We start from the raw sequence: 23718 nt of genomic DNA on the forward strand, positions 1-23718 counted from the left end.
AGATTCAATCCCGAAGTTGAATTGAATCTCTATCAAGCGTTTCTTTTTAATAGAACTCTAAAAAGGAAACTAATTTATTAGTTATTTATTATTTATTATTTATTATTTATTATTTAAATGATCTTTTCTGACTACGCACTGAAAATCCAATTAATCCTAAACCAATCATCAACATGGCATAGGTTTCCGGTTCTGGGACTGCACTTACACCGATAACAAAATCATCCCAATCACCCAGATATTTTTTCCCCGCGCTATCGTCGTATCCTATTACAAAATCATAGACAGCAGAGCCTACTTGCATATTTGTTCCAATCAGTCCTATCGAAGTATTTTTATCCCAAGGACCTCCATTCACAGCAAATTTACCAACATTACCTTCAAACTTAAAGCTTAATGGACCTGATGTACTAACTATAGAACTAACGGAAGCTCCAATTGGGTCAGATTCAAGCAATGCATTACCACCTATAACATCATAAAACTTGTTGTTATATCCAGATTCTTGACCTAGAAAAGTATAGGTAATCATCTGCGATCCCGGTCCCGCGAAGTCAAGATACCCGATGCTCAATGACGAACCGACAGGCAACGTGGAAAAACCCCCGATATTAAATGCCTCAGTTCGAGTTGCTGTATCGGTAGCCACAAACGACAATCCTGCACTCGCAGAACCGCTTACGATCAACAACGCAGCTGCAATAATTGTTTGCTGCATTAAATATGTCTTACTCATTTGTACGCCTCTAAGAAATTAATAAAATAAAAGTAATTTGTATCAACCAAATCGTACCTGTGGAAATTCATCTCAAGATACATTCAATACCTGAATTCGCAACAGTTTCATGCTACCCGTTGGAGAACTTTAATACCATAGTCAATTACTCCTTATTTTACAATCTGTTATCAGGACATCTTGCCTAATAAATTAGGCAAGATGTCCTGCATCACGAGCAAGCGCTAGCTCGACTTGAACTGGAGGCACATTGTCAGTAAGCCATGAAACTATCTACCAGCACATCTGCGCAGACAAACGGGCAGGTAGTGTCGATCTGAGAAACGCCGAATAAGATTTTTTGCATGTGTTGTTTGAAAGGATAGACACTTATTATAGGCATTCGATAGGTTTTTCCTTCCATTTGTTTGGTAACCATAAATATCAAGTATAGCGCGGCATCTAGATTGGGGAGGCTATTGATATATTGTGTGGATATTCGTACCTCCTTCAATCCAATTGATGGTAATAACGCCAATTGGATTCAGGTAGAGATTTTTGCGAAAGGGTATTTTGTAACTCGCAATACATTGTGCTAACTTAATAAAAATTTACAAAATTAGGATGTTGAAACGATCTCAGGTAATGCTCCTCGGATACTGGGATAACGTTTGCCCCACTTCTAACGTGAGGTCAATGGAGCGCAGATCATTCTACCGGGGAAAGCATTAAAACTAGATACGCGTTATCAAATAGACAAAGAACGCAAACAATGCAGAAGGCGCGCAGCGATTGAACCCATTATCGGTCACCTTAAATCGGATTACCGAATAGTCAGCTTTTACCTGAAGAGCACACTTGGCGATCGCATCAACCTGTTGATGGCCGCTGCTGTTTGGAACATGAAACAATGGCTATTAGCCATTTTTTAGCTCTTTTTCCATGGGAAAAAATGCAGAATGCTTGAGTTCTTGAATGGAAACTCAAATCATCAAGCGCCACATCTTTATAGATACTCATTTTTCCCGACAGCTTGCCTGAAATACTCATTATTCGATATTTTTTCAGAGTCGACTAGTTACTTTTAAAATCAGCCGTGAATGAATATTGTGCTATGTGTTGCAGCAATATCTACATCAGCAGTCCACCCCAAACTGCTCCCGGTAATGCTGCACCGCCAGCAAATGCTGCGCAAGCTCTGGGTGATGCTGCAAAAATTCCACCAGATCGTCCAAATTGATAATCGAAGTCACAGTAAGTCCATGCATTTGCCGCACTTCCTGTACCGCCGATAACTGACCGATGCCACGCTCCATGCGATCCACAGCGATGACAACACCACAGGGCGTTGCATTCGAAGCTTTGATTAAATTGACCGATTCACGTACCGAAGTGCCCGCAGAAATGACATCATCGACAATCAGTACACGCCCCGTCATCGAAGCACCGACCAATACCCCGCCTTCACCATGATCTTTAGCTTCCTTGCGGTTAAAGCAAAATGGATAATTATGCCCCATCTCAGCCAACGCGATGACTATGGCACTGACTAGTGGAATGCCTTTATAGGCTGGGCCAAACAGCATGTCGAACGGAAGCTCTGCAGCAACAATCGCTTTGGCGTAAAATTGCCCAAGTTTGTGCAGTGCATCGCCATCATTAAATAGTCCCGCATTAAAGAAATACGGCGAGATGCGCCCTGCTTTGGTCTTAAATTCACCAAAACATAAAACATTACGCGTGATGGCAAATTGAATAAAGGCTTGCCGGAAATCATCGGACATAACTTGATCAACCCATAAATTGATAGATGCAAATTATAACGCTTAACTTAAATGGTATTCGTGCAGCCGTAAAAAAAGGCTTTCTTGAGTGGCTCGCGTCGCAACCCGCAGATATCGTTTGCGTACAAGAATTAAAGGCACAATTGTCCGATCTTTCCACCGCGATACAATCGCCGAATGGCTATCACGGCTATTTCCATTGTGCCGAGCAGAAAGGTTATAGTGGTGTCGGCGTATATACCCGCAAAAAGCCGGACCAAGTCATCGAAGGCATTGGCATTGCCGATATTGATGCCGAAGGTCGCTATCTGCAAGCTGATTTTGGCAATTTAAGCATCATTTCAATCTATCTACCATCTGGTTCCAGCGGTGAACATCGGCAAGCTGCAAAGTTTTATTTCATGGAAAAATTTTTTCCGATATTGCAAAACCTAAGAGCCAGTAATCGAGAAATCATTTTATGCGGCGATTGGAATATTGCACACAAGGAAATCGACCTTAAAAATTGGCGCTCCAATCAGAAAAATTCCGGCTTCCTGCCTGAAGAACGCGACTGGTTGTCTAATGTATTTGAAAATTTCGGTTTTATCGATGTATTTCGCCAGCTGAACACCGAACCGGATCAGTACACTTGGTGGTCGAATCGTGGGCAAGCCTGGGCGAAAAACGTAGGTTGGCGCATCGACTACCAAATCGCCACACCTGCTATCGCACAACAAGCGCGGACTACTTCAATTTATAAAAATGAGCGTTTTTCCGATCATGCGCCACTGATCATCGACTACGATCACGAATTATGACATCGGCGGCATTATCCAGTTGGTTGCAAGCACTACGGGTATATACCCACCCCCGCGTACTCGGCATGCTGTCGCTGGGATTTTCCGCCGGATTGCCGTTGCTGTTGATCATGGGTACGTTGTCATTCTGGCTGCGGGAGGCTGGTATCGACCGCACCACAATTGGCCATCTGAGCTGGATCGGTTTGGCCTACAGCTTTAAATGGCTATGGTCGCCACTGGTTGATCGAATGCCACTACCACTGCTGACGCGATGGCTGGGTCGCCGCCGTGCCTGGTTGTTACTGTCGCAGATCACCATTGCCATGGCGCTGACGGGCATGGCACTCACCGATCCTGTTCTTAATCTGACACATTTAGTATTTTTCGCACTGGCCGTGGCATTCGCGTCCGCCACACAGGACATCGCGCTCGACGCTTATCGCATCGAAGCCGTTGCGCCAGAATTGCAAGGCGCGATGGCTGCTACGTATCAGGCCGGTTATCGCGTCGCGATGATCCTGGCTTCGGCTGGCGTGCTGTGGATTGCTGCGGCGGTTGATGTCACCGCAGATACTTACGACCACGCGCCGTGGCGTTTCGCTTATCTGGTAATGGCCGGCAGCATGGTGGTCGGCATTATCAGTACAATTATCATTCGCGAACCGGATGTGCCCTACAACCGATTAATCTCAGAAAATGAAAAAATCGCACAACAAGCCATTGCAGCGTGGCATCTTCATCCCCGCATCGGCAGCTTGCTAGTTTGGCTTTATGGCGCATTAATTGCGCCATTCCGCGACTTTATCATGCGACATGGCCGGCAGGCATTGCTGATCCTAGGCCTGATTGCCATCTACCGTATCTCCGATGTTGTGATGGGCGTGATGAGCAATCCCTTCTATGTCGACATGGGCTATAGCAAAGAAGAAGTTGCCACGATTTCAAAAGTGTATGGCGTCATCATGACCATTGTAGGCGCAGCGATCGGAGGCGTGCTGACAGTCAAAATCGGCATCATGCGCACGCTGTTTCTGGGGGCAGTGCTGTCTGCCGCAACTAATCTGCTGTTTGTCTGGTTAGCAGGACGGGGGCATGATGTCAGCGGGTTAATTTTTACCATTTCAGCAGATAATCTTTCTGCTGGTATCGCTTCTTGCGCTTTTATCGCTTATTTATCCGGACTAACCAACTCGGCATATTCAGCCACTCAGTATGCATTATTTAGCTCGGTAATGCTGCTGCTACCCAAATTCATCGCCGGTTTCAGCGGACAATTTGTCGATGCATACGGTTATGAAAATTTCTTTATAGCAACCGCTATACTTGGTTTGCCTGTTTTGATTCTGGTGTGGCTCGCCGGACAGGCTAAGTTTACGCATTCTTCCAAATAATCATCTCTCATGCAGACAAATCCTGAAACTGAATATCAAGCGCTGATCAGCGTCGGCGAGCTGAAGCCGGATGCCGATCAAGCTAAAGCTGTTGCCGCTCTGGAGCGATTACATGGTGAATTGCTTAATGCCCGCACAACCGGAAAGAAATGGCCTATTCGATTGTTTCTCTGGCTTGGCAGTAATAAATCGGCCCCAAAAGGCATTTATCTCTATGGGGGTGTAGGACGCGGCAAATCCATGCTAATGGATTTATTTTACAAGACGATTCCAATCGAATCGAAGAAACGCGTTCATTTCCATGAATTCATGCTGGATGTTCATGACCGACTCAAAAAATGGCACGAATTCTCAGTACAGGAACGTGCACAACAGGGCTCGCGCGCCGGCGATGCAGACCCGATTCCTTCGATCGCACGGAAAATAGCCGATACCACAATGTTATTATGTTTTGACGAATTCCAGGTTACCGATATCGCCGATGCGATGGTGCTGACCCGGCTTTTCAATGAACTGTTTGCGCAAGGTGTCGTGGTAGTCACCACCTCTAATCGTTCACCCGACGATCTCTACAAAAATGGTTTGAATCGCCAGCGCTTTCTACCATTCATTCAACAGATAAAAGATAAGCTTGAGATTATTTCACTGGACAGTCCAATCGATTATCGCTATAACCGCTTGAAAGGTGCACAAACTTACTATTTCCCGGTTAACGAAGCAACTACGACCGAGCTGTCGGCCACATTCTTTCGCCTTACCGACCGCCGTGTGGAAGACCGTCACAAGGTTCCCAGCGAAGAATTAAACGTGCAGGGCCGAATGTTGTTCGTTCCTAAAGCAGCGCGAGGCGTCGCCGTTTTTTCGTTTAAACGCCTGTGCGCCAATCCTCTCGGCACCGCAGATTATCTCGCCATTGCCAGAACCTATCATACCGTCATCATGGTTGCGATCCCGCAATTCAACCAGGAAAACAACAACGAAGCCAAGCGTTTCATCCATTTGATCGATGCACTGTATGAACATGGCGTGAAATTTTTGTGTTCAGCCGCTGTACCTCTGCAATCACTGTATGCCGGAGGAGATATCAGTTTTGAATTTGAACGCACGATTTCGCGCCTGATGGAAATGCAATCGGAAAGTTATCTGGCAAGAGGCCATGGCAAAAACTTGTATAGCTAAACAATCACCGCCTTAAGCTGGTGATTGTTTAGCTTGTTATACTTCAAAAACCAAAGACATCATTAACCGTAACCAAGAGGATCTGAGTGTCGACCCCGCCTTGCCCATCGTCAGCCTGAACTGTTACTTCATAAATATTGTCGTGATTAGCATCCAATGGCGTTTCAAAATCCGGTGCGCTCACAAAGCTTAATGCTCCGCTATTGGCATCAATGTTGAACAGCACTTGATCATTGCCGCCACTAATGCTGTAGGACAGCGTATCACCAGTATCTATATCGCTAGCGATTACCGTTGTTACCAATGTTGCATTCTCATTAACCGTAAGATTAGCACTTGCAGCACCGCCATCTGAGGAAATTACCGGCGCATCATTGACATTGCTTACACTTATTCTGACAGTGTCGCTATTCTCACCCCTGATCCCATCACTCGCCTTATATCTAAAGCTATCTATTCCGGAATAATCTGCATCCGGGGTATATGTAAACGATCCGTTTGGATTCAGACTCAGTGTTCCATGCCTGGCATTGGATACAAGCGTAGCCGTCAGTGTATGTCCGGCATCATCAAAATCATTGCTCAACACGCCCAATAAAGAAGGCACATTAAGGCTATTGTCTTCTTGCGTTGCGTATCCTTCCCAACCGGGTTCCTGCGCCGTTACTGCGCCGCCCAATGTACCATCATTATTCAGCGGTGAAATATCATCGACCAAAGTGCCTGTTCCCTCGTTTAATCTCCAATTTCCTGCCAGACCAGTCTCTGAACCTGATAGATATTGATTATAATTTGCGGAAATTTCTGCACCGGTACGGGCAATGCTCCAAATTCGCACCTCCCCGATCAAACCATCAAAATATTTCCCCGGCGGATTATTAGAACGCCCACCTATTCGTAAATCATCAAGCACCGGATGCGCATCGCCGATTACGCCAGAACCATTATAGGTATGTACTAATGTTCCATCAGCATATGTTTTGACAACACCATTGTCGTAGGAAACAGCAATATGAATCCACTCATTGGCGGATACAACATGACCGGTATCGTACCAAGTCCACCCTGGACTGGTATTACTAAAAGCCCAGCGTATGGTTCCATCAGGAAATAAGCCAACCTCATATTCCCCCTCTTTATTAATAATCATTTGATTCACGTTACTTGAGCTATCCGGTTTTATCCATGCTTCCATAGTCATGGTTGCAGTCATCTCAAGATTAGGATTATTGCCGATTTGAATGTAATCATTAATACCATCAAAATTAAGGAAGAATTCATCAAATACTTGAGGTGCATGTTTGTTTCCTGCCGGTGAAACAGGATTAGTCAATGCCGACCCATCATTGACTGGGGTTTGATTGTCGAAAAAACCGGTTTCGATTTTATCAAGTGCCGCCGCCAGATTATTAGGGGCAAATTGGTTGACGACATTCTCAAAACTACCACTCGATACATCTTCTGCAACTGCCAATGCAACATCAGTTTGTATCAGTGTTTGCACTTTTACCATGTCGGATAAACTGGTGAGCGCGTTAGAGATTCGGCCATCTTCAAACTGATTGGCGGTTTCTTGTACCAGTGCATTCATTCCACGCAGTAACTCGGCAGCTTGCCCAATAAGTGTGTCGGCCAATTCTATTTTTTCTGGCGCACTGTCTGCATCGATAATACCCATCGCTATTACCGTATCTTTTATGATGCCCGTGAGTGTTTGTTTATTGCTTAAATCCAGCCCATTATCTGTACTAGCGGATGCGATTAGATGTGCAGATAGCGTGTTAAGTACAAATTGCTCGACTCTAAAGTAACTGGGTACAAATGTTTCCAGCGGGGGTTGGACAACATTAAGTAAATTGACGACTTGTGTAACTATCGCTTGTATTTTGACAGCGGCTACCTTCTGTTCCAGAGTAGTGCCGTATAAACTGCTGGCAATGGGATCGAATACGGACAAATCTACACGCGGCACATCAAATCCCTTGAAAAGCAGCCCTTCCGCCATATCTATACTCAGCGTCTGATCGTTGCGCAGCATTACGCTTATCAAAGTTGTCAGTGGCGTCATGACCACTGCGCCTTCCGGCGCCATCAACCTGCCAGTAAATGGTTTACCGGTCGCCAAATCGATTCCGCCTATGGCGATATATTGACCACGAGGCACATCACCCACAAATGAAAATACACCTGTTTCATTGGTTGTTGTACTGTATTCACCTGCGTCTAAAATCCCGTTTCCGTTTTCATCGATAAAAACCGTTGCACCACTGATATAACCATCCAGAACTGTACCGCTTATAGTGTTATCGCTAAACCGGGCAATCAACTCGGCAGCACTTTGTTCCGCTGCCTGTAATGAGGCATTTGACGCACCAATGCCTTGCATCCATTCGCGCACTGCACTATGTATTGATATCCCATGATAATCGCTGTCTTTATCGAGACTTGCCAGTAAATCGGTAAAATTCTCTGCAGCAGTTGCACGCTGATCCAATACCTGCCTTGGCTCACCAGTCAATTCACTCATTACAAACACAAATAGTTTAGACCAAGTATCAATACCACGATTCATCAAATCATGCGTTACCTGCGCGGCTTCATTATCCGATAATCTTAGCCCTAGGGCATTCGATGCCGTGGCCTGTACCAAGCCGCTAATGCCGTTCCGAGTCAGTGGAACCTGGCTGTTCATATATGCATCCACCACCACCGCAACAGACTGCCAATCGCCAGTTGCCTCATATAAATCCGATATTTCACTGCGCAGCTTTACCGAAGCAGGTACGCCCATTGCAAGCAAAATGATTTGTTGCACGACACTGTTTGTGGCACTTGGTGACATCAAAGAGCTCCTCATAATTACAACAATAGAACAATTATTCAGCAGGTTATTATGAATTATGCAAAGAATTAACGGTGTCAGAAAAGAAGAAGTTTTTAGGCTTATTTCTCAGAATTACTTGAACTTATCAAAAGACGAAAATAAACTTGCTCCGCGCGCCCTGCGCCTATCCCCGCGGCAAGACCAGGGGGTATTACGGCACAGAAAACCAAGAACGGGGCGCTACGTTAACTTCAAAAACACAATCTATAATGCTCCCCGTGGTAAGCTACAGGGAATTGCAAGTTAAACAAGTGGTTGCGTAAAAATCCAAATGCATCTTCATCTGACAGGGCGGCGGCTCAATCAATGCTGGACGACTTAACGAATGCGCTGGGTGGTGGAAAATGACGAAATTAATTTTTAACTTTACATCCTTCATTAAGGTTCTCTTTGAAAGTAATTCCGAACTTGTGCCAGTGTACGATGAGCATATAGATGATTACGATGAGGTGCTTGAACATGTGTTTATGGGTGATGTAACGAGGTTCGCAGTTGAAGTCTATAAGAATGACCCAGATTCTAAATCTTTGAAATTGTTACTGTCACTGCTTGATAAAGCTTTTTCAGCGAAAGATACGAAGTTACAGGAGCTAGTTTCCGTTTCATTTTTAGAAAATTTACCTCAAGATGAAGAGTGTTATTCTGGGTTCAAAGGGCTTTTGAGTGAACAGCTTCTTAAAGAGTTGACACTCTATGAATCTAAATAAAGTACCCCGCCGCAAGCAGCGAGGTATTAAATACGCTTTTCAAGCTGCTGGTTTTCAACCAGCCTACGCCCCAAGGGGCGAGGAATTAAACCCGGAAGAGATTAAACAATTACTTTAGAGACTACGAGCCGGAAACAGGACGGTATCTTTTCTCTGATCCAATTGGGCTCGCTGGATGACTCAATACTTATGGGTATACGCTGCAGAATCCGCTTACCTATACTGATCCAACTGGGTAGTGCCTTTACCGGTGGCAAGGAGGGCTCTAATGGTCAGGTAGATACAATGCGTATCATGAATCCGATTCCAGCAAGGGGTAATAACCCAGGTTATCCGAACGGGTATATCAAATATGAGAACAAGCCTGGTCAGGGTGTAAATCCGAGTGCTGGTCGAACTATTTCTAATAAAAATGGCCATTTTTCAATCGATTAAGAGTTTTTTATTATGGATTCACTACAGATATTGATTGGACACATCATCAAGAAAGTTGAGGAAGTGCACGATTATGTTCAGATCGTATTCTCTGATGGGACCACGTTGAGTATTTTTAATAACTACCGTTACGATGGTGGTTCTATACTTTCTATTGAAGGAAAGGCTGTCAAATCTATAGACAAAAAAGAGGGCAATATAATAATTACACTGGCAGATGGAAAATGTGTATCGATCGGCATGGAAGATGATGATTACAATGGTCCTGAGGCGATTGTTCTGAAGCGAGAAGGAGAGTCACCTATAGTTTGGAGTTAATTTAATGCTTCAATTTCTTTAGGGATTTCGACCCTGAAACGGGGCGTTATATCTCTTCTGATCCCATTGGGCTTGCGGGAGGACTCAATACTTATGGGTATGCGCTGCAAAATCCGCTTACCTATACTGATCCAACTGGTGAAGCTGTCCCTGCATTAATAGCTGCTTGTGCCGGTAATCCAGCTTGTGCAGCAGCAGTAGGTGCGGTTGTTGGTGCATTAACTAGCGCTCTGTTTGATCTCGGATCACAATTGCTTGATAACGGTGGTAATCTGCAATGTGTAAATAAAGGTAGTGTTGCGATTTCTGCGATAACAAGTGCGATTCCTCTTGGGGCTGTTGGTAGCAAAGTTCTAGGTAGGTTTGTTGCGAAGGACAAAGCGTCCCTATCTACGTTGCATGAGCGAGGAATAAAAATACCTAGTGGTAGAAAAATAAATACAACTCTCGCTAGAAGTAATAAGGTAAAGAATACTCAGGGTGATATATTTAAACATGTAGATTTTTCGCCGTCGAAACCACATGGCGGATTGTCACCGCACACACATCCTAATTTCCGAAATACTCTTCCAGATGGAAGCATAAAATCTGGTATTTCTAGGCATGCTCAAGCGTATCAAGAAAAGATATTATTGATGCTGCTCGTGAAGGTGCTCAGCCGACAGGAGGCTTCTAATGATAGACATTACGCCACATATACTTGTTTGGCTGGCTTGCTGTAAGGAAGTTTGGGGAAATTGGTATAAGAAACTTGATAATGGTGAAGATGAATTCGGGGAAGTAGAACAAGCTTTATTTTCTTCATTAGTTTTATCTTCGATTAATATGGTTAATAGGCCAGATTTAGATAAGTGTTATAAATTACTATTTGCGGTGTACAAAGCCGATGTAGAGGACTATCGGTCGATATGCAAGAAACAGAAATCAGGTAACATTTATTGCGAAAGCAAGGTTATAAAATTTGATAAAGATACTGTACTACCAATAAAAGCAATAGATTCTATTGGTGCGATGCAAGAAGGAAAACCTTATGTAGAATTAAAAATAAATGAACATGAATACATATTGGAGTCAATTGATAATCTAAGTATTAAGATCAATATTTAATATTACAATTACTTTCGGTATTATGAGCCGGAGACCAGCAGATACATCTCGCCTGTCCGATTGGGTTGGCGGGTGGTCTCAATACTTATGGGTATGCGCTGCAGAATCCGCTTACCTAAATTGATCCACTTGGTCTTTTTACAGTGATAAGTAACTTTGATGGGGCTGGTTTGCCGTTTCATGAACGTAATGAAGCTAAAAAATCTTTTTACCAAACTCCCATTGGAAAAAGAGAACAATTATTAGAAAATTTGGGGAGAAAATTCCAAGAAAGACTTAATAGTGGCTGCTTTCAAGCACGGGGACAGGTCCCGAATTGAGAATATTGCCAATGCATTCATCCTGGTTTTTTGAGATCACATCACCGGCCAGCCGGACAATACCAGCTTCAAACTCTGGGGCCATGATGCCAACAACAGTAATTGGTAATTGTGGATTTTATTAGCAAGAAAGAATACGCCATAATTTCAAGCAACAAGCTAAACCCTCTTGGCCCCTATAACTTAGGAGTTCAATTAACAGTTTTATCCACAGATTTTGTGGAAAATCCCCGGGATGCAGAATCAGTGAAGAACCAGCAACCCGGCCGCTTATGCAGCAGCTTTATATTCATGTACCAACGCATAACCCCTGTGCAATCGTCTGGTTACCACTCGCCAATATTCATCGCAAGCTAGCTCGAGATCTGTAAAAAGCTCGCGTTTGTATCCGCCGCGCCGGTTATACAATCCATACCAGCAGCGCACAATGGATAAATCACCCAACAGATCACGCTCAATTAAAAGCGTATAGCCTCGGGTTTGCGTCCTGAATTCTGTCTTGAACAGTATATGCATGATATTAACCGCTTGAGTACTCAGGTGATCCGATATGTTGTAGATCGAAGTAACATTACTACTGCATGTTGCAATTATACTTTGCCTGCCTTAACTGTTACACGTAGCGCCACAAGGCCCGACTGAAAAAAATCTGGAATGAGTGTATCCTGCATTTATCTTTATATCTGCCCATGAGCTTACCAAAATGAACATACTCATAACAGGCGCAACGGGATTTATCGGCCGTCACCTAGTACAACGTCTACAGCAGAATCACCATACGATCAAGGTACTGAGCCGCAACGGCAAGCACGCAAGCCAGATGCTCGATGTTCCAGCATTTGACTGGGACTATGTCACACAAGACGTGCCTGCTGAAGCATTGCAAGATTGTCAGATCATCATCAATCTGATGGGTGAGAATCTGGGAGATGGTCGCTGGACCGAGGCGCGCAAGCAGGAGATTTATGCTTCACGCATACTCAGCACGCGAAAGCTCGTAGCTGCTACGCCAGATAGTTTACAAGCTTTCATTTGCGGCTCGGCAATTGGTATTTATCCAGGCATAGGCGATGATTTGTATGACGAATCCTATGCAGTGCCTGAGCAACTCAGTTTTATGCAAACCATTTGCCATGATTGGGAATCGGAAGCAGCTCGGATTGAGCATGGAGGCGTACGTCGCGTCAGTATTCGCACTGGAGTAGTACTGGGTGATGGCGGCATGCTGCAAAAACTATTGCCAATTTTCAAATTGAGATTAGGTGGGCCTGTCGGCAATGGCAAACAATGGCTGCCTTGGATACATATTGACGACATTGTTTCGGTTTATCTCGAAGCGGCACTGGATACTCGTTATCAGGGCGCAATTAATGCCGTATCCCCCAATCCGGTACGCTATCGCGAATTTGCAACTCAATTGGGTGAAGCGCTGCATCGCCCTTCTTTCTTCCCTACACCGGCATTTATCCTAAAACTGGCATTGGGCGAAGCGGCTGCATTGGCTTTAAACAGTTATCACATCACCCCCAAAAGGTTGTTGGAAGAATATGATTTCAAATTCAAATTTGATAATTTATCGATGGCTCTGGCCGATTTATTTGCCGAAAGCTAATTCTTCACGCTAAACAAATCTTGTGATGAGGACACCCCTTGCTGTGTTCTGGTTCCGGCGTGATCTGCGTTTGGATGATAATGCCGGACTATCACATGCTCTGGCATCCGGGCAACCGGTTTTACCGGTTTTTATATTTGATCCATCAATTCTGACAGGATTGTCCGAAAACGATGCACGCGTCACTTTCATCTACGATACCTTGCAAGCCCTGCGTGCGCGGCTGGAGAAAAAATATGCGAGCTCAATCGCCCTCTATTACGGCAATCCATTAGAAGTTTTCGAGCAAATTCTGCGTTCACATCCTGTTGTTACAGTTTACGCTAACCATGACTACGAGCCTTTTGCGCGCAAACGGGATGAAGCCGTACATCAATGGTTACAGGCACGATCAGTGGACTTTTATACCTATAAAGATCATGTGTTATTTGAAAAAAAAGAGATCGTCAAGGATTCGGGCAGCCCCTACATCGTGTATACCCCCTATATGCGCAAATGGAGAAAGATTCAGAATCAAGTTACGCTGATGAATTATTCAACCTTGGCAAAACTGGAAAATACGGTTAAACATCCATACTTGCCTAATCTTTCGCTGGCTGATATTGGTTTTGTTCGATCTACCCTAACCATTCCAGCTTACCGATTGGACACGGAATTGCTGCAACATTATGCGCGTGACAGAGACTTTCCTGCATTAGCCGCCACATCGTTGTTAGGTCCGCATTTACGATTCGGCACAATTAGCATTCGGCAAATCTTTCAGCAAGCACTGAACCACAGTAACGATAGTTTCAGCAATGAACTGATCTGGCGCGAGTTCTTCAGCCAGATCCTGTGGCATTTTCCCCATACACAAAATAGCAGTTTCAAGCCACGCTATGACCGCATTCAGTGGCGCAATAACGAGGCTGAATTCGAGCGCTGGTGTAAAGGAACAACCGGCTACCCCCTAGTCGATGCTGGCATGCGTCAACTCAATGCAACCGGCGCTATGCACAATCGGGTGCGCATGATTACCGCTAGTTTTTTGTGTAAACACTTATTGATTGATTGGCGTTGGGGCGAAGCCTATTTTGCGAAAAAATTGCTGGATTACGAAATGGCGAGCAATGTCGGAAACTGGCAATGGGTAGCGGGTTGTGGCGTGGATGCCGCACCTTATTTCAGAATTTTCAATCCGGAAACGCAACTCAAGAAATTTGATAAAAACTCCAACTATATTCAGACTTGGATAAATGATTGGCGCACGCCCGGCTATCCAGCACCGATGGTCGAACACACTTATGCACGGGAGCGTTGCTTAAAAGCCTATCGGCAGGCTATCGGCTAAGCGAATAACTGGCATACAACGCAGACGCTAATCGCTTTCAATTCCAACTCCAGGTTTGAGTAATATTACGGTTTGCTGATAGCAGGTGCGAGAGAAGTAAATCAACCACGTTACAATACCAAACAGCTTGAAGCCATCTTCGACCAGAACTGCAATACCTGTTTGCCGTAATACCAGATCAGACACGATGGATAATGCTAGGAAGGCGCAAGCTATTAATAGAATAATGTAATCTGTCTGTAAAATAATCCTGGCAAAGATAATGAAAAAGAACAGCATCGCCAAAATATATGCCAAATAAAAAACCTTCTCCGGCACATTTAAATACTGCGGAAAAATATGTTCATGCAACAAGCAGAAATCATCGACCAGCAAAACAAAGGTCAATGTCGCTGAATATAACAAATATAACCCGATTTTCTTGCTGCCATTTTTTATCAAAAGCACTGCCACAAACAGGCAAATAGCCGCCGAGAATGTCCAAAGCAACACCCCCACATTGGACATGACCCCGAGGAATGGACTAAATTTGAGTATTGCAGCAGGTTCCCGGAAAAAATTATCGATCAATATGTCGTATTGCCAACTGATAATCCAGACCGAAAAAAGCGCAACCACCACAATCAAATAAGGAATCATCAGCAAACGCAGTGAACCTTTCAGTTGGTCAAGTATTTGGTTGAAAAAGTCCCTGGACATCAATTCGGTTAGTCTCATAAATATACTCATATAAACAATTGATCCATGCAGCTGTGACACACGTACGCTTGAGTTTGCTTGGGACGCAAACAAGTGTCAAGTTAATTCCTGAGTTACCACATCGAAGGCATCCACACTCACCGCACACAACTGCTTTCCATCCCAAAAATAACTGAGTTTATAAGAAAAACCATACCTTTACGTCTAAGAGGATTAGAAAATTTTTCGAACTGATTTATTTTCCCCCTAAATTTAAAAATTCTGTAATCCTTAAAAAACCTTGACAGTCGATGCCAAAAAATCATTCTCATTCAATAGCTCCAGGCAATATTTATAATACCTAATAATTACAATGTGACAAAGATCAAATATTTTTTCCAACCCTAAGAATAAACGCGAAAATTAAGCGTATAAATACCTCATAATATCTATCGTGATGCATTCATCTAATGCATTTCCATTCCATACTCGTTTTTTTAGTGTTATCCTTACTGTGAGTAAGTGCTTTTCTTATTCGAATAAAGCCATATTTTAGTGTTTTAGAATCAAGCAACCCAATGATCTTCTAAAAAGAAATCTTGCTCCATAAAAGGAAGTTCACTTCCGGATAAAGATTTTAGATATGGTCTGTAACTGATAAAGTTTCAACGTGACATTAAATTTGTTTATAAGCAATTTTTGATTTTAATAACAAAGGAGATTCTCATGAAATATTTACTATTAGCAGCAGTTCTCTTAGCGTTCACACTCCCTTTAACCGCATGCGGGGGCGAAGGTAAACCTGGGCAATACCCACCAAGCCTTTATAAAGACAGTAAAGAGGGAGACTCTCAATAAAATTCTCTTGCTGCTGATTCTCTGGCAGATCCAAGAGGATCAAATAATTAAATAGCAATAATAAGGAAAAAAGCAACTATTAGTTTCTTTTGACTAAAAGATCGCAATTTGAAATTTTAAAAACTTGTTTTCAATTGAGCCCTGGAAAAAATCCAGGGCTCTTATTTGGAACTTAGAATACATAACCTCAAAGATATTTATCAATAACAAGCTAGTTCTTTCTGATCTACTGATCTAAGTTTTTCGCTCAGAATCCGAATACACCGCATGATAACCGTGAGCAGGTCACTGTTTTCTCGGCGCACCTCTTAGGTGATTTCTGATCTGATATTTACGTCCTCCGCCGATTCTCGCTCGCTCTATTTCTCATTCAGTTTCCATTCACAGTGCTCTGTGTAAATTGACATTACTAAGAATAAACCTGAAAAAATAACTGAAGGAGAAACATCATGGACACCCAAACAACAAAGCTGATCAGCCTGTTACTGAGTGCAGTATTTTTTATTACTTTAACGGTCCCTTCATTAGCACAAGCCGGCAGAGGTCATCACGGCCATCATCACAAACACCACCATGGTCATCACCATCATCACAATTACGGTGGATATGGTTATGTATATAGCCAGCCTCGTGGCTATTACCAGCCCTATTACCCGCAACCACGATATAGTTATAATTACTATCCTGCGCCGGTGTACATCCCTCCTCCTCAAACTATAATGGGCATTGGCACCGGAAATATGGATTTTATGATACGCTTCTGACAAGCACGGCTAGCAACAGGTATTAAAACAACGTACCTGTTGCAGCTTGATTTCTGTCTCCAGCGTATGGGATGGTCAGTATGAATAGAGAATGGAAAATTTTAGTAATCCTAGTGGCGCTGATTGCCCCGAGCACTCTGACAATAGCGGACTGGCAAAATAACACTGCAAACTATCACCGCACCGAAAACGGCACAGCAAGCGAAATCACCGAGCAAAAAGCGATCACGATCGCACAACAACATTTCAAAGGCCGGGTGCTGGCGATCAACCAAGTCGGCCATACTTACCGTATTAAAATACTCAGCGACCATGGCACAGTGCACACAGTTCTAATCAATGCACAGGATGGTTCGGTGATATCCACTCACTAACTCAATACCTCATGAAAGTCGCTGTCTCAAACAAGCTTAATTTTTCTCAAACCGATATTTCAGGAGTCAAGAATGCGCATCCTGGTCATTGAAGATGAATTCAGGTTACAAAATCAGATTCGCCAGCAATTGGAAACTGCAGGTTATATGATCGATACTTGCAGCGATGGCGATGAAGGTTTATTTCTTGCTTCAGAATACCCACTAGATGCAGCCATTATTGATATCGGCTTGCCCGGAAAATCCGGCTTGGAAATTGTCAAAGCACTGCGTGAACGCGGAAATCTACTACCAATTCTGATTCTGACCGCTCGGAGCAGTTGGCAAGACAAAGTGCAAGGCCTGGAAATGGGTGCGGATGACTACCTGACCAAACCATTTCAAATGGAAGAACTGCATGCCAGAGTTAAAGCGCTACTACGTCGCGCGACCGGCATACCACAGACAATCCTAAAATGCGGCCCCATCACTTTGGATGTCACTGCTCAATCCGTTGCCATCAACGATGTGGAAATTGAGCTCACATCGTTTGAATATCGCCTGCTGGAAGAATTGGTTCGCCATCATGGCGAGGTTCTCTCCAAGCACACATTATCCGACTACCTCTACCCACACGACGAAGATCGTGACAGCAATGTGCTCGAAGTCATGATCGGCCGGCTACGCCGTAAACTCGATCCCAATGGCACTCTTAATCCTATTGAAACCATGCGTGGCCGCGGTTATCGATTCACCATGGAGTGCAATAAATCGTCATGATGTCATTAAACCGGCGCATCCTGTTCAGCGCAACCTTTGTTATGCTGATTTTTATCGTTGGAATTGCGTTAACTCTGGACCGTGCTTTTTATGATAGTGCGCGCTTAGGTGTAAAAGATCGCCTATTCGCCAAGCTGCTCATGCTCATGGGAGATGCCGAAGTTGAAGATTCCAACGAATTGGATGTGCCGACCAATTTGCTCGATGCAGAGCTCGGCCACGTCAATTCAGACACCTATGCTTATATCGTCGATCCGACCAATACTATTGTCTGGCGCTCCAATTCATCACTCAACAAACCCATACCGCCTATTGCTTTGCTAGAGAAAGGCAAAAAAGAATTTAGCCAAATCATGCTCAATGAGGAACCCTACTTCATCTATCGCTACGGCGTTGCCTGGGAAACCCCTACCGGAGATTATCCGCTAACTTTCATTGTCATTACGGATACCGTATTGTTTGAGGCGCAGATTGAACGTTATCGGGAAGATTTGTGGGGCTGGCTGAGCATCATGGCAGTTTTTCTATTAGCAACCCAAATGCTGGTATTGCATTGGGGGCTACAGCCACTTCGCAAAGTATCGACTGAACTTGCCGCCATAGAATCCGGACAGAAAGAAAACTTGAAAGGCATTTATCCCAGTGAAATACAAGTATTAACCGATAACATTAACTCTCTGATCAACCACGAACATAAACAACAGAAACGCTATCGTAATGGTCTCGCCGACTTAGCACACAGTCTCAAAACACCGCTCGCCGTTCTGCAGGGCGCAATCCAGGGCGAAGAAGATGAAACCATCCGGCGCAAAACGATTCAGGAACAAATTGACCGCATGGATAACACCATCCAGTATCAATTACGCCGTGCCGCAACTGCCGGCAGCTCACCGGGCATGAGACTGATCATGCTACGTCCCATGGTCGACCGAATTGTTAACACCGTGACGAAAGCCTATCGTGATAAGAACCCTCACATCACTACTGAGATTGATGAATCCACCGGTTTGCGTATCGATGAGGGGGATTTAATGGAATTATTGGGAAACCTGATCGACAACGCTTTTAAATGGTGCCGTCAGAGCATTCATTTATCCGCGGGTTATCAGGGAAGCCAGGTGATCATTCAGGTCAAAGATGATGGCCCTGGTATTCAATCTCATGAAATCGCTAGAATTCTCGAACGTGGCGTACGCGCCGATCAATCTATACCTGGTCACGGTATCGGCTTAGCCATCGTGCGTGATATCACACAAGTTTATGGCGGGGAACTTTCAATCGAAAATAATACAACTGGTGGCCTCTGCGTTGCTCTGCGCTTGAAACAGAGTAAGCAGCACTGATCTTGTTCACAGCGAACTTACCGAAACACAAATCGCGAGCGTGATTCTGCCCGATTGCCGGAACGTATTATTAAACGGGGCGTGGAATTTTAGAGGTTATATACAGCGTATACGGAAAAATAGCTCGAAGTGTATGGCGCTAACAAAGTATGACGGCAGTTGCTATGACAAGGTTAGTGTTACTCGCTGCACTGTTGTGAAAAATTAAGAAGATTATAATACATAGTGTTAGAAGCGGTAAAAATTCTGAACAACAGCAGCAGATTCAGATCGACATTTAGAAAACACGAACACCAAAACTCTCAAAATAATACTGATCAATCTCATCGCGAGAAAACTGATGATTTTGTCCACCGCGTTGAGCAATTTTTAGCGAACCCATTAGCGAGCCAAGTTGTCCTGCAGTTTGCCATTCCAGATTATTGACAATGCCATATAACAAGCCAGCGCGATAGGCATCGCCGCAGCCGGTGGGATCGACAATTGCTTTCGGCTTGACGCTAGGAATTTCAATTTTTTTACCATCGGCGTAAATGATAGAGCCTTGCGCGCCCAAGGTAATGATCAATGCTTTGGCTTTGTTCGCTAAGGATTCCAGATTGATTCCCGTACGGTCTTGCAACATCTGGCCTTCATAGTCATTGACAGCGATATAATCCGCTTTGTCGATGAAATCAAGTAGCTCTTCTTTGTTATACATCGGTAGCCCCTGTCCCGGATCAAAAATAAAAGGGATGCCGGCTTCGTAAAATTCACGTGCATGTAACATCATGCCATCGCGTCCGTCTGGAGCGATAATGCCTAACCGAATATCACTTGTTTCTTGCACGGAATTGAGGTGCGAGAAATTCATCGCTCCTGGATGAAATGCAGTAATCTGATTATCGTCCAGATCAGTAGTGATGAAAGCCTGTGCAGTAAAGGTATCGGCAACATGCAGCACATGCTCCTGAGTCAAGCGTAATTGCTCTAACCGCTTGGCATAAGGTGCATAATCGTCGCCAACAGTAGCCATCATGACAGGCTCTCCGCCCAGCATTTTTAGATTGTACGCAATATTACCGGCACAACCGCCGAATTCACGGCGCATCTCAGGAACCAAAAATGCGACATTCAAAACGTGGATTTTCTCAGGCAGAATGTGATTCTTAAACTGATCCTGAAAAACCATAATATTATCGTAAGCGATTGAACCGCATATCAATGTACGCATTATTCGGATTCCACTTCGATTAATAGTATTTAATTATTGAATCAGGCATCCGGTTTCCAAACCAAATCGGGCTCACGCGCAGCCTTAACATCATCCAGCTTACGCACTGGCATGGTATGCGGTGCGCCTTTCACCATATCTGGTTGTGTCTCGATTTCTTGCAGAATTTCTTTCATTGATGCGACAAAAGCATCCAGCGTTTCCTTGGATTCCGTTTCGGCTGGCTCAATCAATAAGCATTCGGGTACCAGCAGCGGAAAATAGGTTGTCGGTGCATGATAACCTTTATCAAGTAGTCGTTTGGCCAGATTCATCGCGGTTACGCCAGTTTTATCCTTGATATCTTTCAGCGTGACAATAAATTCATGACTGGCTCGGCGGTTAGGGTAAGCAATTTCAAATCCCACTTTGCGCAATTCGGCCATCAAATAGTTAGCGTTCAGTGTGGCAAATTCGGAAATGCGATGCATACCATCCAATCCCAGTAAACGAACATAAATATAGGCTCGCAACAATACTCCAGCATTACCCATGTGCGCGGATAACCGTCCAATGGATTGCGGTTTGTCTTTCTCAGTGATCCAACGATAGGTATCGCCTTCCTTGGCAACAATCGGAATTGGGATAAAAGGCAACAAGCGCTCGGCCACGCCCACTGGTGCAGAACCCGGACCACCACCACCATGCGGGGTAGAAAAGGTTTTGTGCAGGTTGATATGAATCACATCAAAACCCATATCGCCCGGTTTCACCTTACCCAATACCGCGTTCAAATTGGCGCCGTCGTAATACAGCAATCCACCGGCCTGATGTACCACGCGACTCATTTCAGCAACATTCTTTTCGAACACACCTAATGTGGAAGGATTGGTCAGCATCAATCCGGCAGTTTTTGGCCCAACGGCAGCCTTCAGAGCATCCAGATCGACATTCCCATCTTTATCAGTAGCAATTTCCACCACTTTGAAGCCGCACATTACGGCCGTGGCAGGATTCGTGCCATGCGCCGCATCAGGCACAATGATTTCGGTGCGGTCAAAATCGCCGCGCGATTCGTGATAGGCACGAATCATCATGACACCGATCAACTCGCCTTGCGCACCCGCCATCGGCGTTAAGCTGACAGCAGCCATACCGGTGACTGCTTTCAGGATTTCCTGCAATTCATACATGCAAGCAAGATAACCTTGGCCAGTGTCTTCAGGCGCCAGCGGATGCCTGGATATGAATTGCGGTAACATGGCTAACGAATTACACGCACGCGGATTGTATTTCATTGTGCATGAACCCAGCGGGTAAAATTCGGTATCAATTGAGAAATTCTTTTGTGACAGGCGGGTAAAGTGACGCACCGTATCCATCTCGGAAACTTCCGGCAGAAGCACTTTCGATTTGCGCAGCAAGTTTTGCGGAATCGCCGATTTGCTTGCCGGCTTTGCCGGTGATTGAGAATAATTAAGACGCCCTGGGCGCGAGTGTTCAAATATCAACATAATCTATGGGTTCAATCTCATTTATTGCTTCAAAGCAGCTATCGCTGCCTCATAATTCGGCTCGTCTGCAATCTCTGGAACCAGTTCGGCATGAATTATGGTATCCGATTCATCCAGTACAATCACCGCGCGTGCTGTAATACCGCCAAATGGACTGTCAGCAATCAAAACACCGTAATCTTTCATGAAATTGGCGCCACGCATGGTGGATAAGGTAACCACTTTATCCAATCCCTCAGCATCAGTGAATCGGCTCATGGCAAAAGGCAGATCAGCAGCAATGATCAGTACAACGGTATTATCCATGTTACTGGCCTGCTGGTTAAACTTGCGGGTTGAAATCGCACATACCGGCGTATCCAAACTGGGAACAATATTCAATACTTTCTTTTTCCCCGCGTAATTGTCCAATGTAACATCTTGTAGGTCTCGATTGACCAAAGAAAATGACGGTGCTTTTTGACCGACTTTGGGAAAAGTCCCTTCAATTTTAATGGGGTTTCCTTTGAGAGTAACCATGATTTTTCCTTAAAGATAAAGTTGATAAGTAATAAGTTTGAGTAAACCGCAGTTAATTAACCAAGTGCCTGCTGCATGGCAACAGCATAATTCTGCAAGTCAGATTCAGTCTTGGTTTCCGTCGCACAAACCAGCAAGCCATTACCCAATTCGGGGTATTGTCCTTGCAAACTGTATCCTCCCAGAATTCCTTTTTGCTTCAGTTTACTCAATACATCCACAACCGGCTTAGACAAAGTTAGTGCCGCTTCATGAAATACAGGTCCACTAAATGCTCTTTCAACGCCTTTAATCTTCACCAATTGCTCAACCAATTCCAGCGTATTGGCATGTGATTGTGCCGCGACCCGACGCAATCCTTCCGGACCCACTAATGACATAAAAATAGTGGCAGCGGTCACCATCAACCCTTGATTGGTACAAATATTGGATGTTGCTTTGGAGCGGCGGATATGTTGTTCGCGTGCCTGTAGCGTCAGCACGAATCCTTCTTTATTATCCAAGTCCGTGGTACGACCAATGATACGGCCCGGCATTTGACGCACCAATTCATTCTTGCACGCCATAAAACCAAAGTACGGCCCACCACTGGACAGCGGTATTCCAAGTGGCTGGCCTTCACCAACAGCGATATCGGCGCCTTTGCTGCCCCATTCCCCCGGAGGGGTTAACAATGCCAGTGCGGTTGGATTGACGACGCCGATGGCAAAAGCATTTTTACTGTGTGCCCAATCGGTCAATGCATCAACTTGTTCCAACACCCCAAAGAAATTAGGTTGCGGAATCACCAATGCGGCAAAATCTTCATGATTCGAATTGGCTAATGATTCCGGCAGAATTTGCCCGCATTCGGTGCAGTAGGGCAATTCGACCACTTCAATTTTTTGATTGCTGACAATGGCACGAACCACTTGACGATAAACGGGATGTACTGTTTGTGGAATCAAAATGCGTCGTGATGTTTTATGCGAACGCACCGCCATCAAAGCAGCTTCAGCCAAAGCCGTAGCACCGTCATACATGCTGGCATTGGAGACATCCATCCGGCTGGCAACAACCTAGGATATATCACAGGTTTGCGGTCCAAATTCCTAAAAGAAGCAAAGGTTGTAGGTAGTGGTTATGGCGCCATCAGCACCATGGAGCAGAAAAT

The 23718-nt window shown here is 44.5% G+C and carries 21 protein-coding genes and 2 pseudogenes; 14 read left to right on the forward strand and 9 right to left on the reverse strand.

Annotated elements, in window-relative coordinates; all coding sequences use genetic code 11:
* Positions 1–109: 109 nt before the first annotated feature.
* Positions 110–736 carry a PEP-CTERM sorting domain-containing protein gene (locus tag K2Q13_RS11045; protein WP_292921162.1) on the reverse strand — a complete coding sequence of 209 codons (627 nt, stop codon included), beginning with the start codon at positions 734–736 and terminating at the stop codon, positions 110–112.
* Positions 737–1851: 1115 nt separating this feature from the next.
* Positions 1852–2499 carry an orotate phosphoribosyltransferase gene (gene pyrE / locus K2Q13_RS11050; RefSeq protein ID WP_292921163.1) on the reverse strand — a complete coding sequence of 216 codons (648 nt, stop codon included), beginning with the start codon at positions 2497–2499 and terminating at the stop codon, positions 1852–1854.
* Positions 2500–2525: 26 nt separating this feature from the next.
* Here pyrE and K2Q13_RS11055 point away from each other — a divergent pair, with 26 nt between their 5' ends.
* The 3 genes from K2Q13_RS11055 to zapE are packed head-to-tail and all read left to right on the forward strand — an operon-like array spanning position 2526 to position 5851.
* Positions 2526–3299 carry an exodeoxyribonuclease III gene (locus tag K2Q13_RS11055; protein ID WP_292921164.1) on the forward strand — a complete coding sequence of 258 codons (774 nt, stop codon included), beginning with the start codon at positions 2526–2528 and terminating at the stop codon, positions 3297–3299.
* Positions 3296–4672 carry an MFS transporter gene (locus tag K2Q13_RS11060; RefSeq protein ID WP_292921166.1) on the forward strand — a complete coding sequence of 459 codons (1377 nt, stop codon included), beginning with the start codon at positions 3296–3298 and terminating at the stop codon, positions 4670–4672. Before K2Q13_RS11055 ends, K2Q13_RS11060 begins: the two co-directional genes overlap by 4 nt.
* A 9-nt stretch (positions 4673–4681) precedes the next feature.
* Entirely contained in the window at positions 4682–5851 is a 1170-nt protein-coding gene (zapE, locus tag K2Q13_RS11065) for a cell division protein ZapE (RefSeq protein ID WP_292921167.1), read from the forward strand.
* A 43-nt stretch (positions 5852–5894) separates the two neighbouring features.
* Here zapE and K2Q13_RS11070 read toward each other — a convergent pair whose 3' ends face one another.
* Complete coding sequence (locus K2Q13_RS11070; RefSeq protein ID WP_292921168.1) at positions 5895–8693, reverse strand: LamG-like jellyroll fold domain-containing protein; 2799 nt, start codon at positions 8691–8693, stop codon at positions 5895–5897.
* Positions 8694–9079: 386 nt separating this feature from the next.
* On the opposite strand from K2Q13_RS11070, the gene K2Q13_RS11075 reads away from it, so the two are divergent.
* The 5 genes and pseudogenes from K2Q13_RS11075 (at position 9080) to K2Q13_RS11095 (ending at position 11302) form a co-directional block, all read left to right on the forward strand.
* Positions 9080–9442, forward strand: a complete 363-nt coding sequence (locus K2Q13_RS11075; RefSeq protein ID WP_292921169.1) for a hypothetical protein — start codon at positions 9080–9082, stop codon at positions 9440–9442.
* Positions 9443–9631: 189 nt separating this feature from the next.
* Positions 9632–9877, forward strand: a complete 246-nt coding sequence (locus K2Q13_RS11080; RefSeq protein WP_292921170.1) for a hypothetical protein — start codon at positions 9632–9634, stop codon at positions 9875–9877.
* Positions 9878–9889: 12 nt separating this feature from the next.
* Entirely contained in the window at positions 9890–10195 is a 306-nt protein-coding gene (locus tag K2Q13_RS11085; RefSeq protein ID WP_292921171.1) for a hypothetical protein, read from the forward strand.
* Positions 10196–10218: 23 nt separating this feature from the next.
* A pseudogene (locus K2Q13_RS11090) lies at positions 10219–10917 on the forward strand (RHS repeat-associated core domain-containing protein); the annotation flags it as partial.
* The gene (locus tag K2Q13_RS11095; protein ID WP_292921173.1) at positions 10871–11302 is read left to right on the forward strand and encodes a hypothetical protein; all 432 of its coding nucleotides are present in this window, start codon (positions 10871–10873) and stop codon (positions 11300–11302) included. The pseudogene K2Q13_RS11090 and the gene K2Q13_RS11095, both read left to right, overlap by 47 nt.
* 590 nt (positions 11303–11892) lie before the next feature.
* Here K2Q13_RS11095 and K2Q13_RS11100 read toward each other — a convergent pair.
* Positions 11893–12138: a hypothetical protein gene (locus K2Q13_RS11100; RefSeq protein WP_292921174.1), complete on the reverse strand. Its 246-nt coding sequence runs from the start codon at positions 12136–12138 to the stop codon at positions 11893–11895.
* Between the two features lie 187 nt (positions 12139–12325).
* Between K2Q13_RS11100 and K2Q13_RS11105 the strand changes: the two genes are divergently transcribed.
* Both K2Q13_RS11105 and K2Q13_RS11110 read left to right on the forward strand, forming a co-directional pair.
* The gene (locus tag K2Q13_RS11105) at positions 12326–13234 is read left to right on the forward strand and encodes a TIGR01777 family oxidoreductase (RefSeq protein ID WP_292921175.1); all 909 of its coding nucleotides are present in this window, start codon (positions 12326–12328) and stop codon (positions 13232–13234) included.
* A gap of 25 nt (positions 13235–13259) precedes the next feature.
* The gene (locus tag K2Q13_RS11110) at positions 13260–14564 is read left to right on the forward strand and encodes a deoxyribodipyrimidine photo-lyase (protein ID WP_292921176.1); all 1305 of its coding nucleotides are present in this window, start codon (positions 13260–13262) and stop codon (positions 14562–14564) included.
* A 27-nt stretch (positions 14565–14591) separates the two neighbouring features.
* On the opposite strand, the gene K2Q13_RS11115 is transcribed toward K2Q13_RS11110, so the two are convergent.
* Positions 14592–15281: a hypothetical protein gene (locus K2Q13_RS11115; protein WP_292921177.1), complete on the reverse strand. Its 690-nt coding sequence runs from the start codon at positions 15279–15281 to the stop codon at positions 14592–14594.
* 1268 nt (positions 15282–16549) lie between these two features.
* Here K2Q13_RS11115 and K2Q13_RS11120 point away from each other — a divergent pair.
* The 4 genes from K2Q13_RS11120 (at position 16550) to K2Q13_RS11135 (ending at position 19340) form a co-directional block, all read left to right on the forward strand.
* Positions 16550–16864 (forward strand): hypothetical protein, encoded by a 315-nt coding sequence (locus K2Q13_RS11120; RefSeq protein WP_292921178.1) that lies wholly within the window; start codon positions 16550–16552, stop codon positions 16862–16864.
* An 80-nt stretch (positions 16865–16944) separates the two neighbouring features.
* On the forward strand, positions 16945–17238 hold the full coding sequence (locus tag K2Q13_RS11125) for a PepSY domain-containing protein (protein WP_292921179.1): 294 nt from the start codon (positions 16945–16947) through the stop codon (positions 17236–17238).
* A 72-nt stretch (positions 17239–17310) separates the two neighbouring features.
* On the forward strand, positions 17311–17997 hold the full coding sequence (locus K2Q13_RS11130) for a response regulator transcription factor (RefSeq protein ID WP_292921180.1): 687 nt from the start codon (positions 17311–17313) through the stop codon (positions 17995–17997).
* Positions 17994–19340 carry an ATP-binding protein gene (locus K2Q13_RS11135; RefSeq protein WP_292921181.1) on the forward strand — a complete coding sequence of 449 codons (1347 nt, stop codon included), beginning with the start codon at positions 17994–17996 and terminating at the stop codon, positions 19338–19340. Before K2Q13_RS11130 ends, K2Q13_RS11135 begins: the two co-directional genes overlap by 4 nt.
* Positions 19341–19617: 277 nt before the next feature.
* On the opposite strand, the gene K2Q13_RS11140 is transcribed toward K2Q13_RS11135, so the two are convergent.
* The 4 genes and pseudogenes from K2Q13_RS11140 to gcvPA all read right to left on the reverse strand — a co-directional run.
* On the reverse strand, positions 19618–20553 hold the full coding sequence (locus K2Q13_RS11140; RefSeq protein WP_292921182.1) for a carbohydrate kinase family protein: 936 nt from the start codon (positions 20551–20553) through the stop codon (positions 19618–19620).
* A 41-nt stretch (positions 20554–20594) separates the two neighbouring features.
* Positions 20595–22046, reverse strand: coding sequence for an aminomethyl-transferring glycine dehydrogenase subunit GcvPB (gene gcvPB / locus K2Q13_RS11145; RefSeq protein ID WP_292921183.1), 1452 nt, complete (start codon positions 22044–22046; stop codon positions 20595–20597).
* A gap of 21 nt (positions 22047–22067) precedes the next feature.
* Entirely contained in the window at positions 22068–22565 is a 498-nt protein-coding gene (gene tpx, locus K2Q13_RS11150) for a thiol peroxidase (protein ID WP_292921184.1), read from the reverse strand.
* Between the two features lie 56 nt (positions 22566–22621).
* Positions 22622–23608, reverse strand: a pseudogene (gcvPA, locus tag K2Q13_RS11155) (aminomethyl-transferring glycine dehydrogenase subunit GcvPA); the annotation flags it as partial.
* Between the last annotated feature and the right edge of the window lie 110 nt (positions 23609–23718).

It is taken from the genome of Nitrosomonas sp., assembly GCF_019752095.1.
GTDB lineage: Bacteria > Pseudomonadota > Gammaproteobacteria > Burkholderiales > Nitrosomonadaceae > Nitrosomonas.